General features: G+C 40.7%; 13 protein-coding genes, 1 tRNA gene and 2 pseudogenes. 12 read left to right on the forward strand and 4 right to left on the reverse strand.

Going from position 1 to position 12,003, the window contains the following annotated elements; all coding sequences use genetic code 11:
* Positions 1-13 precede the first annotated feature (13 nt).
* A pseudogene (locus KNQ03_RS15500) lies at positions 14-163 on the reverse strand (ATP-binding protein); the annotation flags it as partial.
* On the opposite strand from KNQ03_RS15500, the pseudogene KNQ03_RS15505 reads away from it, so the two are divergent.
* Positions 148-483 (forward strand): annotated as a pseudogene (locus KNQ03_RS15505) (winged helix-turn-helix domain-containing protein); the annotation flags it as partial. The pseudogenes KNQ03_RS15500 and KNQ03_RS15505 sit on opposite strands and share 16 nt — an antisense overlap.
* A 58-nt stretch (positions 484-541) precedes the next feature.
* Here the strand turns inward: KNQ03_RS15505 and KNQ03_RS15510 are convergent.
* Positions 542-874, reverse strand: a complete 333-nt coding sequence (locus KNQ03_RS15510) for a four-helix bundle copper-binding protein (protein ID WP_214725473.1) — start codon at positions 872-874, stop codon at positions 542-544.
* A 257-nt stretch (positions 875-1,131) separates the two neighbouring features.
* On the opposite strand from KNQ03_RS15510, the gene KNQ03_RS15515 reads away from it, so the two are divergent.
* The 11 genes from KNQ03_RS15515 to KNQ03_RS15565 all read left to right on the forward strand — a co-directional run bounded on the left by KNQ03_RS15515 (position 1,132) and on the right by KNQ03_RS15565 (position 10,070).
* Positions 1,132-1,449 (forward strand): thioredoxin family protein, encoded by a 318-nt coding sequence (locus KNQ03_RS15515; RefSeq protein ID WP_214725475.1) that lies wholly within the window; start codon positions 1,132-1,134, stop codon positions 1,447-1,449.
* Positions 1,450-1,537: 88 nt separating this feature from the next.
* A tRNA-Cys gene (locus tag KNQ03_RS15520) sits at positions 1,538-1,608 on the forward strand.
* A 52-nt stretch (positions 1,609-1,660) separates the two neighbouring features.
* A complete protein-coding gene (locus KNQ03_RS15525; protein ID WP_214725476.1) occupies positions 1,661-2,125 on the forward strand; it encodes a CopY/TcrY family copper transport repressor in 465 nt (154 codons plus the stop codon).
* A gap of 27 nt (positions 2,126-2,152) precedes the next feature.
* Positions 2,153-2,368, forward strand: a complete 216-nt coding sequence (locus KNQ03_RS15530; protein WP_094942611.1) for a heavy-metal-associated domain-containing protein — start codon at positions 2,153-2,155, stop codon at positions 2,366-2,368.
* 17 nt (positions 2,369-2,385) lie between these two features.
* The gene (locus KNQ03_RS15535) at positions 2,386-4,842 is read left to right on the forward strand and encodes a heavy metal translocating P-type ATPase (protein WP_214725478.1); all 2,457 of its coding nucleotides are present in this window, start codon (positions 2,386-2,388) and stop codon (positions 4,840-4,842) included.
* 16 nt (positions 4,843-4,858) lie between these two features.
* A complete protein-coding gene (locus KNQ03_RS15540) occupies positions 4,859-5,149 on the forward strand; it encodes a glutaredoxin family protein (RefSeq protein ID WP_094942608.1) in 291 nt (96 codons plus the stop codon).
* A 138-nt stretch (positions 5,150-5,287) separates the two neighbouring features.
* On the forward strand, positions 5,288-5,530 hold the full coding sequence (locus KNQ03_RS15545; RefSeq protein WP_211656279.1) for a heavy-metal-associated domain-containing protein: 243 nt from the start codon (positions 5,288-5,290) through the stop codon (positions 5,528-5,530).
* A 98-nt stretch (positions 5,531-5,628) separates the two neighbouring features.
* Positions 5,629-6,318 carry a hypothetical protein gene (locus tag KNQ03_RS15550; protein WP_094942630.1) on the forward strand — a complete coding sequence of 230 codons (690 nt, stop codon included), beginning with the start codon at positions 5,629-5,631 and terminating at the stop codon, positions 6,316-6,318.
* A 70-nt stretch (positions 6,319-6,388) separates the two neighbouring features.
* The gene (locus tag KNQ03_RS15555) at positions 6,389-7,810 is read left to right on the forward strand and encodes an MATE family efflux transporter (protein ID WP_214725479.1); all 1,422 of its coding nucleotides are present in this window, start codon (positions 6,389-6,391) and stop codon (positions 7,808-7,810) included.
* A 19-nt stretch (positions 7,811-7,829) separates the two neighbouring features.
* Complete coding sequence (locus KNQ03_RS15560) at positions 7,830-9,353, forward strand: multicopper oxidase family protein (protein ID WP_214725481.1); 1,524 nt, start codon at positions 7,830-7,832, stop codon at positions 9,351-9,353.
* Between the two features lie 210 nt (positions 9,354-9,563).
* Complete coding sequence (locus KNQ03_RS15565; RefSeq protein ID WP_214725483.1) at positions 9,564-10,070, forward strand: CueP family metal-binding protein; 507 nt, start codon at positions 9,564-9,566, stop codon at positions 10,068-10,070.
* A 410-nt stretch (positions 10,071-10,480) separates the two neighbouring features.
* On the opposite strand, the gene KNQ03_RS15570 is transcribed toward KNQ03_RS15565, so the two are convergent.
* Together KNQ03_RS15570 and KNQ03_RS15575 are read right to left on the reverse strand one after the other, a co-directional pair.
* Positions 10,481-11,428, reverse strand: coding sequence for a cation diffusion facilitator family transporter (locus KNQ03_RS15570; RefSeq protein WP_094942601.1), 948 nt, complete (start codon positions 11,426-11,428; stop codon positions 10,481-10,483).
* A gap of 63 nt (positions 11,429-11,491) precedes the next feature.
* Positions 11,492-11,827: an ArsR/SmtB family transcription factor gene (locus tag KNQ03_RS15575; protein WP_094942600.1), complete on the reverse strand. Its 336-nt coding sequence runs from the start codon at positions 11,825-11,827 to the stop codon at positions 11,492-11,494.
* Between the last annotated feature and the right edge of the window lie 176 nt (positions 11,828-12,003).

The raw sequence follows: 12,003 nt of genomic DNA on the forward strand, positions 1-12,003 counted from the left end.
ACACTTTTGCTAATTAATTTTGAACACTTTCTCCACTGAAGATTGTGCTGCGGTGTTTGATTCGATAACTATCACCTGAAAGTTGAATGACTTCTACTCGATGAAGTAAACGATCTAGAATAGCCGTTGTTATGCCTTCATCACCCATTAATTCGCCCCATTGCGCCTAAAAAAAGCATTGAAGTGAAGGGCCTCTTTTGGGACGAAGACCGGTTCGAACTCAGCTATCAAAAGCAATTCATCAAGCTGACACCGAAAGAGTTCCTCATGCTGGGTCAACTGTTGCAAAATCCAAGCAAAGTTTTCAGCAGGGACCAGCTGATCCAATTGGTCTGGGGATTCGATTCGGAAACGGAAGGACGGACAATCGATTCGCACGTGCGGAATATGCGCGAAAAGATCCGGCAGTCTGGATTTCCCATCGATGACCATTTCCTTACCGTTTGGGGCATCGGCTACAAATGGATTAATGAAACAGAATAACGCTTGAGAAAAGAAAAAACCCACCGGAAATAGGTTTCCGGTGGGTTTTTTCGTGAAATTATGCGATGCTTCGGCAAGCTTCTGCGCATTTGCGACAAGCTTCCGCACAGCGTTTGCAGTGTTCATGGTGTTCAGCATGCTTCGTGCATTCATCTCCACATGCTTCACAAATTTTTGCACAAACCGCAGCCAACTCCGCAATAAAAGGAGAATTCCGTGTGAGCGCATGTTCTAATGATGCGCAAATCTCCGCGCATTCACGGTTTAGTCGGATGCAATCGACCATCATTTTTACGTCTTCTTCTTGAAGACAAGCGTCAAAACAATGATTACATTCTGCTGCGCAATCATGTAAAGCCTGAATTAACTCTGGGTACTGTTTATGTGCCATGTATAAAACCTCCATTTTAATGTATTGGTTCAGTTCTTCTTCTTCTTCTTCTTCCCATTTGTTTTGTAATTAAACTTAACTTCCGAGACTCCACGAAAAATAAATAATTTAGTTTACTTGTATGTAAACAGATGGGTCTCCAATTTTCTAATGTATTTTTTTCGAAAGGAAATATAAAAAGGTTGACAAATAACGTTTACGTTTGTAACCTATTATTATCTACAGTTGTAGACGATAATTTCAGGAGGTGACAAAGTATGATAAATAATTTTCAAATAGCTCAATTAGAAGAAATTAAAAATGAAGAGAAACCAGTGATATTGAAGTTCACTGCTGACTGGTGTCCAGGGTGCAAACAGCTTGCTCCAGTCATCGAGCATTGGGCTGACGAAAATCGAGAGGTTATTTTTTACGATGTTGATGTAGATGGTAACTTAGATTTTGCTCAACAAACTTATGGAGTTATGAGTATACCCACTTTGATTTTATTAAAAAAAGGAAAAGAAGTGGATAGAGTGACAGCGCCCGAACCTTCTGAGAAGGCAATTTTGGAATTCATCCATAAAAATCTGTAAGTAACGACAGCGAAAACATAATGGTTGACAAAACATGTTTACAAATGTAAACTATATTTAAGATTACATTTGTGAACATAATATATATGGCGGTATAGCCAAGGGGTAAGGCAGAGGTCTGCAACACCTCGATCATCGGTTCAAATCCGGTTACCGCCTTTCATCACAACTTTATGGTTTTGCAAATTACAACTTAAGGAGGTGTATTGGAATGAACGAACAAATAGAAACAAATATCACAGATGCCGAGTGGGAAGTAATGCGAGTAGTCTGGGCACAGGACAATGCGACTAGTAAATATATTATTGACGTCCTTGAAAAGAAAAAAAGTTGGAAGCCCGCTACGACCAAGACCTTCATCGGAAGACTAGTAAAGAAAGGAATGCTAACTACTGAAGCCGAAGGTAAAAAATTTATCTATTCCGCTGCCGTCGAAGAAGGGGACATGATTAGAGAAACTTTTTACAATTTACTTGATCATATCTGCAATAGAGATGTTGGAAATACAATTGGAAATATGATTGCGCAGGCCACATTGAGTGTCCGCGACATTGAAAATCTTAAGGAAATCTTACTCCAGAAAGAATCTGAAGCAGTGGAAGATATTCCATGCAACTGTGTACCTGGACAATGTAAGTGTCAAGATCATTATTGTTCAACGCAACATTGTTCATAAATAAACTGGAAACGGGAGGTGTAAGTAATGAAAAAAACCATTTTAACTATTAAAGGGATGACCTGCGCTCACTGTGTTAATAAGATTGAGGGGGCACTTCAAAATCTTGAAGGGGTCAAGAGTGCAAAGGTCAATTTGCAAAAAGGTACTGCTAAAGTGAAATATGATGAAGCGATACGAAATTATGATGATTTTTCAAAAGCTGTGGAGGATGCTGGCTATGAGCTTGAATCAGCCAAATAGGATGGAGGTTTGTGGAAATGGAAAGTAAGACATTTGCAGTGGAAGGCATGACTTGTGCATCGTGTGTACAGACGATCGAAAAGGCGACTAAGAAGTTGCCAGGAATTGTCGAGTCAACAGTTAATCTTGCAACCAACAGGTTGACAATCAGCTACGATGAAAACATGGTTTCGCCCCAAGATATTCAGAACACAGTTGAAAAAGTAGGTTACAAAGCTTCTACAGACACGGAACAGAAAACATTTGCAGTCACTGGTATGACTTGTGCATCGTGTGTACAGACAATAGAGAAAGCTACAAGGAAGCTAGCAGGTGTACTGGAGTCGAATGTGAATTTAGCGACAGAAAAGCTGGTGGTCAAATATGACCCCGTTCTTGTAACTGTCTCTGATATTACACAGGCAGTAGCCAACGCTGGGTATGAAGCAAAAGAAGACAGTGGACCGGCCGACAGCCAAGAATCCGAAAAAGAGAAGAAGTTGAAAAAAGTCCGATCGATGTGGAACCGTTTCATTGGATCGGCAATCTTCACAGTACCGTTGTTGTACATTTCAATGGGGCATATGATAAACCTGCCCTTGCCAATGTTTATAGACCCGATGATGAATCCGCTGACGTTTTCTCTGTTGCAATTGATTCTAACCATTCCAGTCATACTATTCGGATGGAAGTTCTACTCTGTCGGATTTAAAACATTATTTAGAGGACATCCGAACATGGATTCCTTAGTGGCTTTGGGAACTAGTGCTGCGTTCCTTTATAGTTTAGGTGCTACAGTCGCTATCTCGATGGGCTCTAGCGGATATGTGAATAATCTTTATTATGAGTCAGCTGCGGTCATATTGACGCTAATCACATTAGGTAAGTATCTGGAAGTTAGCTCAATGGGGAAAACTTCAGAAGCTATTGAAAAGCTTATGGGCTTAGCCCCAAAAACGGCAAGAGTCATTCGAAGCGGACAAGAAGTTGAAATCTCTATAGATGAAGTAGTCGTTGGTGATACGATTATTGTAAAACCAGGAGAAAAGATTCCTGTAGATGGAGTTGTCGTTCAAGGTCTCACTTCTGTTGATGAATCGATGTTGACCGGGGAAAGTATTCCGGTTGAAAAAAATGTAGGGTCAAATATCATCGGAGCAAGTTTCAATAAGAATGGAACTATTCAATACCGTGCGACAAAAGTAGGGAAGGACACTGCATTATCGCAAATCATTAAATTAGTCGAAGATGCACAAGGTTCAAGGGCTCCAATTGCCAAATTAGCGGATATTATTTCCGGCTATTTCGTACCCATCGTCATCGTCATTGCCATACTTTCGGGATTGGCTTGGTACTTCGGTGGACAAACAGGACTATTCGCATTGACAATTACCATCTCAGTCCTTGTGATTGCGTGCCCATGTGCATTGGGACTTGCTACTCCTACTGCAATCATGGTAGGAACAGGAAAAGGTGCTGAGAACGGTGTACTGATCAAGAGTGGAGGAGCACTGGAAACCACTCATAAAATTCAAACCATCGTTTTTGACAAGACAGGCACGATTACCGAAGGAAAGCCAAAAGTCACAGATATTATCACTGTCAATGGAAACAGCGAAGAAACCCTTCTCCAGTTAACAGCATCTGCTGAAAAAGGTTCTGAGCATCCACTAGGCGAAGCGATTGTAAGGGCTGCGGAAGAGAAGAAAATGAAGATGATGAGTCTCGGTAATTTCGAAGCCATTCCTGGACACGGGATTGAAGTCATGATTGATGGAAAGACATTGCTTGCGGGGAACCGGAAACTGATGGTGAAACAGAACATCTCTCTGACTGCGCTGGAAGAAGTATCTGATAAACTGGCGCAACAAGGTAAGACACCTATGTATGTAGCAATCGATAATCAGATTGCTGGGATTATCGCTGTGGCAGATACAGTGAAAGAAAACAGCAGGAAAGCAATTGAAAAGCTTCAGAAAATGGGCATTGAGGTAGCTATGATAACGGGGGACAACAAAGGAACAGCCATGGCAATTGCAAAACAGGTTGGAATTGACCGTGTCCTCAGTGAAGTGTTGCCGGAAGATAAAGCGAATGAAGTGAAAAAACTACAAGCAGAAGGCAAGAAAGTGGCGATGGTTGGAGACGGAATCAACGATGCCCCTGCCTTAGCACAAGCGGATATTGGAATTGCAATCGGATCGGGAACAGACGTCGCTATCGAGTCAGCAGACATTGTACTGATGAGAAGTGATTTGATGGATGTACCGACCGCAGTAGAATTGAGTAAATCGACAATTCGAAACATTAAACAAAATCTTTTCTGGGCTTTCGCTTATAACGTAGTGGGGATTCCATTCGCAATGGGTGTTATCTACTTGGTGGGAGGACCGTTATTAAATCCAATGCTTGCGGGGGCTGCAATGAGTCTAAGCTCTGTTTCTGTCTTAGTAAATGCGCTGCGATTGAAACGTTTTAAACCTTCGTTAGCATAGTAAAGGAGAGCTTGACATGACAAACAATTTGGAACTTGTATTATATACACGTCCCACGTGTTCAGATTGCCAAGATGCTAAAACCTATTTAGCGTCCCACGCAATTTCCTATCACGGAAAAGATGTTGCAAAGGATTTGAGTCTTGAACAGGAGATGATTGAAATCTCCGGGAATAGAATTGTCCCTTTGTTCGCATTTTATAAAAAAGGGATATTAGGCAAAAAGAAACTAGTCGAATCTTTCATTGGATTTGAGGCCAATAAAAAAGTTATTCTTAAACTCTTGAATTCGATTGATAAAGCCTAGTACTGCCTAGTTAAAGAATTTTGTCCGTTAACAATTACCTCTGATTGCAGATTGATTAGTTAAGGAGGTGAAGATTTTAATTTTTGCACGAAATATACAATACTAGGGTATAGTAATGAAGATTAGGAGGAATAAGCGATGAAAGAAACAACATTAAATGTAGTCGGTATGTCATGTAGTTCATGTATAAATAAGATTGAAGGTCAAGTAGGAAAACTCACTGGTGTAGATACTGTAAAAGTTAAACTTTCTGACGGCCAAGTGGATGTATCTTTTCAAGAAGAACAAGTTACTTTGGACGAAATTAAAGCGGCTATTCAAGAAACTGGATATAAAGTTGCTGATACAAAGAACGAAATAGGTTGTTCCTGCTGCAAATAAGCAGGTTTAGCGTTTTTAGATCGAGACAAAATTTAATCGAGAATAAGATGAAAACACATTGAATGATAAGTCTAATTAACAAAAATCTAAAAAAAGGAATGTTGAAATTGAAAAATCATGAACACCATCACAACCATTCAAAATCGACCGAAAACGAAGTGTTTGTAAATGCTGCATATGAGAATGGAAAACTCTTTATAGAGTTACAAGATAAAAATCAAAAAGCACCCGAATTAGAAGTCAGTCATGAAAAAGACTTGCATCTGATTGTGGTAAGTGAGGACTTGAGTGAATACAAACACCTCCATCCTGTTCAAACAGACAAAGGTAAATTTGAATATGATATTCAATTAGCATCAGGCATGTATAAGCTTTTTGTGGACATCCAACCAAAAGGATTGGCATATCAAGCCACTCCTGTTCATCTTCATGTAGGTCATCATCAAGTCACATCTGAGCTGCCAGCCCTTGAAGTAGACACAGAATTCAGAAAAACCATTGATGGTCATACAGTAGAGCTATCTGTCGACTCACTGAAAGCTCACCATCCTACAGTATTCACGTACGATACGAAGGATAGTACACCTGAACCTTATTTAGGGGCCCTGGGACATGTTGTAATTTTAGATGAAAAAGGAGAGCAGTTTATACACGTTCACCCGTCATTCGATGACAATACTGTGTTTGAAACCATTTTTCACCAGCCTGGTCACTACAAAGTATGGAGTGAATTTAAGTTTGAAGGAAATGTATATGTCTATCCGTTTGTGATAAATGTAACAGAGTAAAAACAGCGGCCCATATATCATATATGGGCCGTTTTTAAATAATTGGATTCACTGAAAGGAGGGACCCCAAATGAACAAGGGGGAGGTGTTATTAAATACGGATGATAAACGAACTAAAATAAAACTAATTTTCATCCTGGCTTTACCAGCAGTTGCCGAGAACTTCTTTCAAACACTGCTTGGTTTTGTTGATACGCTATTTGTCTCAAGAATCGGCCTTGCTGAAGTTTCAGCTGTAGGGGTCACTAACGCGATTTTAGCTATTTACTTTGCAGTATTTATGGCAATCGGTGTGGCGGTAAACGTATACGTGGCAAATAATTTAGGGGCTGGAAAAATCGAAAGAGCAAGACATATTGCACAACAAGCAATTATCTTGTCTGTACTGATAGGCGTGCTCTTTGGTATAGTAACTTTGTTTTTTGCTAAGCCTCTTCTCCTATTGATGGGCATTGATAATGAAGTACTGCAGCCAGCCAGTCTCTATTTCAAAATAGTAGGTATCCCTTCGGTAGTTATGGCCCTCATGTTTACACTGAGCAGTATCTTACGCGGTACTGGCGATACCAAGTCTCCAATGAAAGTCAGTATTGTTGTCAATATTGTCAACATTGTGCTTGATTATCTAATGATTTTTGGTTTCTGGATGATTCCGGGGCTTGGAATCGTCGGAGCCGCACTTGCTACCGTTATTGCGCGCGTTGTTGGGACTATTTTATTGGTGAATTACATCCGCAAAACGGATGTCATCGCGTTTAGAAAAGATTTCTGGAAACCTGATATGGAACATCAAATAGAATTGATGAACTTAGGTAGCCCAGCGGCTGTTGAAAGACTGGTAATGAGAGCTGGACAGATCGTTTATTTTGGGTTCATTGTCGTCCTTGGAACTAATACATTTGCCGCACACCAAATAGCAGGAAATCTTGAAATATTCTCATACATGCTTGCTTATGGGTTTGCAACTGCTGCCACGATTCTCGTTGGGCGAAACATGGGCGCTGGTGATTATGAAAGTGCAAAAGAATATGCAAAATTAAGTACTTACTTGGCAATGGGTTTCATGTCACTCTTCGGTATTTTGCTTTTCTTCTTCGGAGGATGGGCAGGGTCGCTCTTTACTGATGATCAACAGGTGATCAACGATATTGATATTGCACTAAAAATTGCGGCCATCTTCCAACCGTTTTTAGCTGTCGTCCTTGTCCTTACAGGAGGATTTCAAGGAGCGAACAATACAAAATTCCCAATGTATCTGACAACGGTGGGAATGTGGGTTATCCGAACAGGAGCCGTCTACTTGCTGGCTATCCAGCTTGAGATGGGCATAGCAGGTGTATGGATTGCAATCGGACTCGATATTGTTTTTAAGGCAATCGTTCTCTGTTTCCAGTTTAGTAAAGACCGTTGGATTGTTGTAAAATCAGAACCCCAAAGTCCCTGTCACCCACAGACCAAACATGAAAAATCCAGATGCGTAAATGACTATTAAAACAGGAGGTCAACAGAATATGAAGAAATATTTAGTTGTATTATTATTACTTCTCATGGTAATTGGAACACTTATCGCTTGCTCCGACTCAAATACCATGAATCATTCAGATATGAACATGGAAGACCATAGCAATATGGACGAGATGGACAATGAAATAGATATGAATATGGAAGACCATAGCAATATGGATGAGATGGATAATGAAATGAAACATGGTGAATTAAAAAAATTGAAAGATTCAAAGGGAGAGAATGAAATTTCCATTCCAGTCGCCTTAAAGAGTGAAAGTGATAAAGAGACGGCTTATACAATTCGTGCCCAAAAGGGTAAAACGGAATTTTATAAAGGCATCAGCTCTGATACCTTAGGATACAATGGCTCATTATTGGGTCCTATGCTCAAGTTCAAATCCGGTGAAAAGGTAACAATTCGATTGATCAATGAACTCGGTGAAGACACGACTTTTCATTGGCATGGTCTTGAGATACCCGGGGATGTAGATGGAGGTCCCCATAATAAATTAAAACCCGGGGAAGAACGCATTATTTCCTTTGAAGTTAAGCAGGATGCAGCTACTTTATGGTTTCATCCACATCCTGAAGGGAAGACGGCAGAACAAGTCTATAGTGGTCTAGCAGGCTTGATTTATATCGAAGATGATCAATTGAGTGAACTGCAGTTACCTGATCAATATGGCATTAATGATATTCCTCTAGTTATTCAAGACAGAATGTTCGAAGAGAAGCGCCTAGATTACCAAGCTGCAAAAAACTCAGACGGTACAGTGGGCGATACAGTACTTATAAACGGCACTGTAGATCCGAAACTGACAGTAGCAAAAGAGAAAGTAAGGCTGCGACTGTTGAACGGATCAAACGCCCGCAATTTTACATTCAAACTGAGCAACGGAGATTCTTTCGTTCAGATTGGAACGGATGGCGGTTTATTAAATGCGCCTGTGAAAACGAATGAGCTGACTTTGACCCCTTCAGAAAGGGCGGAGATTATTGTTGATTTTTCGAAGATAGAAGAAAATGAAATCGCGCTGATTAATGAAGAAGGTATCAATATTCTCGATTTCCAAGTGTCAGAACCAACAACATCTTCGAGAGAAATTCCTGAAAAAATGAATGACTTTGAAATCACTGATGAAGAAATGGCACTACCCGTGACTAAAAAAATCGAGTTGTTCGGTATGATGGAGAATGTCACAATCAATGGAAAGAAATTTGATGCCGAGCGAATCGATTTAAAGCAAGAAAAGGGAGTGACAGAGGTTTGGGAGATTTACAACAAACCAGATGAAATGGGAGGTATGATTCATCCATTCCATGTTCACGGAACCCAATTTAAAATCATTTCAAGAGACGGGGAAAGTCCGTCCGAAAACGAACAAGGCTGGAAAGATACGCTTTCAATCGCGCCTGGTGAAAAGGTGGAAATTGCAATCAAGTTTGAATATGAAGGAGTTTATATGTTTCATTGTCATATTCTTGAACACGAAGACAATGGAATGATGGGACAAATTAAAGTCTATTGACCATGTAATTAAATATTATATAAACGCTTCTTTGCCAATCGAAGAGTTTAGGAAACGATTGTGCGGCTTCAATTCCTGCCGACTTAGTGATCTTCTATATAAAATACATGGATTTATTTAGCAAGAGTGCAGGAGTCCCTAAAGTCGTAAGAATTCAGCACTTGATAGAAGAATCGACTTTGCTATAGTAGGGAGAAGAGGAGAGATAATATGAAAATCCCATTTTTTGTACTCATGTTAGCTTTACTTGGCTTACTAGGGGGCTGCAATGACGAACCTTCATCGGCCCAAGTAGAAGTAAAGGAGTTGGTGGCTGACTTGAGTGGAAGTGACGAAGTTAGTGCAGCTTCAATTGATGACCAACAAGTAACAGTTGAAGACAAGGGAGATAAATCGGTCTATCCGTTGCCGGCAGAAGAGTTCTTTGTCTCAATTGCCCCATATGAAACATATACGCACCCTTGTGAAATTCATAGCTTAACAGGATGCCAAGGTGAATTAGCAGAAAAGGAAATGAAGGTAATCATTACCGACAACGAAGGGAAAGTTTATGTAGATAAGATGATGAAGACTCCAGCGAATGGGTTCATCGACCTGTGGCTGCCTCGAAATCGACCTTACGTGGTTGAAATTGAAGCTGAAGGAAAGACTGGAGAAATTAATTTTTCAACATTTGATGGAGATCCAACTTGTTTAACCGACTTATTGCTGAGTTAAGTCGAATATTCCCTTTCAGATTGCCCATCTTAAAGATGAAGTGAATTGTTTATGGCTAACATTAGCATGCATTCAGAATACAATGAAGAAGAGGCAGAGATTAATCGATCTAGGTTAGTAAGACATAATAAAGCAAAAGCAGTCTATAAAGAAGAAGAAAACAGAGTTTTATACTAAAGGATGAAGAGGAAACATTGTAAGGGGATATTGGGACATGCAGAACGATGATGTTTTTCATCGATATAGTATGGAGTAGATTACTCCTTACTAAGAAGTTAAAAACTTGATTGAGCCAAAAGAAGAGGAACTGTCAGATTAAATCGGACAGTTCCTCTTCCAATTATTTTTAGGAGCTTTCTTTTCCAAGATGATTTGCTTCAAAATTATCGGCATTTTTTCACTCTTAGAAATTAATGGTGATGATGATCATGGGACGGTTCGCTTTTCACTGTGCAGAGAATGGAATCATTGTGCTTGTGAGCATCTGTTTCCATCTGAATCGTCACGTGGTTGATGCCTTGATGCTCAAGGTCATGTTCGATGCTGTGCAACATGCTTTCACTATCGGCAAGCGTGAGATGGTTGCCGACTACTACGTGGCAGGACAAGGCATTCAGCCCGCTGGTAATGGACCAGATGTGTAAATCGTGGACGCCGTGAACACCTTTGGTCTCTTTGATGGTTTGAATGATATCTTCAATCTTTACATTCTGTGGCGTGCCTTCCATCAGCACATGCAGAGAAGATTTAGTGACGAAATATCCGCTTCGCAGGACAAGGGCTGCGACGATGACGCTGGCCGCGGGGTCAGCCCAGCCCCAGCCGAAGAACATTATGAGCAGGGCGGCCGCAATGGCGCCGACAGAACCCAGCATGTCACTTAATACATGCAGGTACGCCCCCCGCATATTCAAGTTATCATGTGTATCTCCGCCGCGCACCATGATCCAAGCGACCAGAATATTGACCAATAAGCCGAATACACTGATGATGAGCATACCGGTCGTGGCGACTTCCGGCGGGTTAGCGAATCGGCCGATGGCTTCGTAAAAAATGTAGAGTGCTACACCAATCAGCGTCGCGCCATTGATGGTTGCGGCGAGGATTTCAAAACGTTTGTATCCAAAGGTTTTGCTGTGATTTGCAGCTTTTTCAGCCAGCTTGAACGCGATCAGGGCAATCGCGAGCGAAATGGAGTCACTCAGCATATGTCCGGCATCAGCCAGAAGTGCCAGGCTGTTCGTTAAGAAGCCCCCGGCGGCCTCGACAATCATGTAACTGGTGATGATAATAAATGAAATGAGCAGCACTTTTTTATTTGCTCCGTGTGTATGGTCATGGCTGTGATCATGTGCCATTCCGATTCCTCCTTCAATTTCTCTTTATAAATCAGTGCATGCTTTAGCGTGGAAAAGCGTTTTTTAATGATGCGTTGCATGCTCAATCGCCTGTTTCAACAGGTTCATGATATGATCGTCGTCTTTCGAATAATACAAAGTCGTGCCGGCTCTTCTGTATTTCACCAGGCGCAGTTGCTTCAAGAAGCGCAATTGATGCGACACAGTGGATTGGCCCAAGTCCAATTGCTCTGCCAAGTCATTGACAGAATGTTCAGCTGAACAGAGTAGATTTAAGATGCGAATACGGGTCGGATCGCTCAATGCCTTGAATGTTTGGGACACAACAAAGAGTGTTTCCTCATCTAGCGGATGTTCACCCTCAGCGAAATCCTCTTCCTTTTCTAAATCATGTTTCATTATTGCATGACACCTCCAAATTGGTTTAAACTATATTTATATATGATAATATGTTCATATATAAATATAAAGGTTGAGTTTAAGAAATGCAACCTTTTTCGCACATAATCTTAAGCTTAATTATGTTTCATACTAATCCCAAATCTACTGAAATCTATTGAGAAAAAGAGTGAACG

This window comes from Exiguobacterium sp. s143, from assembly GCF_018618895.1.
Classification (GTDB): Bacteria; Bacillota; Bacilli; order Exiguobacteriales; family Exiguobacteriaceae; genus Exiguobacterium_A; species Exiguobacterium_A abrahamii.

What these genes read in the sequence shown, in the direction of transcription:
- KNQ03_RS15550 (WP_094942630.1), top strand. Translation starts at nt 5,629, where the DNA reads ATGTTGAAATTGAAAAATCATGAACACCATCACAACCATTCAAAATCG.
- KNQ03_RS15540 (WP_094942608.1), top strand. Translation starts at nt 4,859, where the DNA reads ATGACAAACAATTTGGAACTTGTATTATATACACGTCCCACGTGTTCA.
- KNQ03_RS15555 (WP_214725479.1), top strand. Translation starts at nt 6,389, where the DNA reads ATGAACAAGGGGGAGGTGTTATTAAATACGGATGATAAACGAACTAAA.
- KNQ03_RS15535 (WP_214725478.1), top strand. Translation starts at nt 2,386, where the DNA reads ATGGAAAGTAAGACATTTGCAGTGGAAGGCATGACTTGTGCATCGTGT.
- KNQ03_RS15565 (WP_214725483.1), top strand. Translation starts at nt 9,564, where the DNA reads ATGAAAATCCCATTTTTTGTACTCATGTTAGCTTTACTTGGCTTACTA.
- KNQ03_RS15510 (WP_214725473.1), bottom strand. Translation starts at nt 874, where the DNA reads ATGGCACATAAACAGTACCCAGAGTTAATTCAGGCTTTACATGATTGC.
- KNQ03_RS15515 (WP_214725475.1), top strand. Translation starts at nt 1,132, where the DNA reads ATGATAAATAATTTTCAAATAGCTCAATTAGAAGAAATTAAAAATGAA.
- KNQ03_RS15545 (WP_211656279.1), top strand. Translation starts at nt 5,288, where the DNA reads ATGAAAGAAACAACATTAAATGTAGTCGGTATGTCATGTAGTTCATGT.
- KNQ03_RS15560 (WP_214725481.1), top strand. Translation starts at nt 7,830, where the DNA reads ATGAAGAAATATTTAGTTGTATTATTATTACTTCTCATGGTAATTGGA.
- KNQ03_RS15575 (WP_094942600.1), bottom strand. Translation starts at nt 11,827, where the DNA reads ATGAAACATGATTTAGAAAAGGAAGAGGATTTCGCTGAGGGTGAACAT.
- KNQ03_RS15525 (WP_214725476.1), top strand. Translation starts at nt 1,661, where the DNA reads ATGAACGAACAAATAGAAACAAATATCACAGATGCCGAGTGGGAAGTA.
- KNQ03_RS15570 (WP_094942601.1), bottom strand. Translation starts at nt 11,428, where the DNA reads ATGGCACATGATCACAGCCATGACCATACACACGGAGCAAATAAAAAA.
- KNQ03_RS15530 (WP_094942611.1), top strand. Translation starts at nt 2,153, where the DNA reads ATGAAAAAAACCATTTTAACTATTAAAGGGATGACCTGCGCTCACTGT.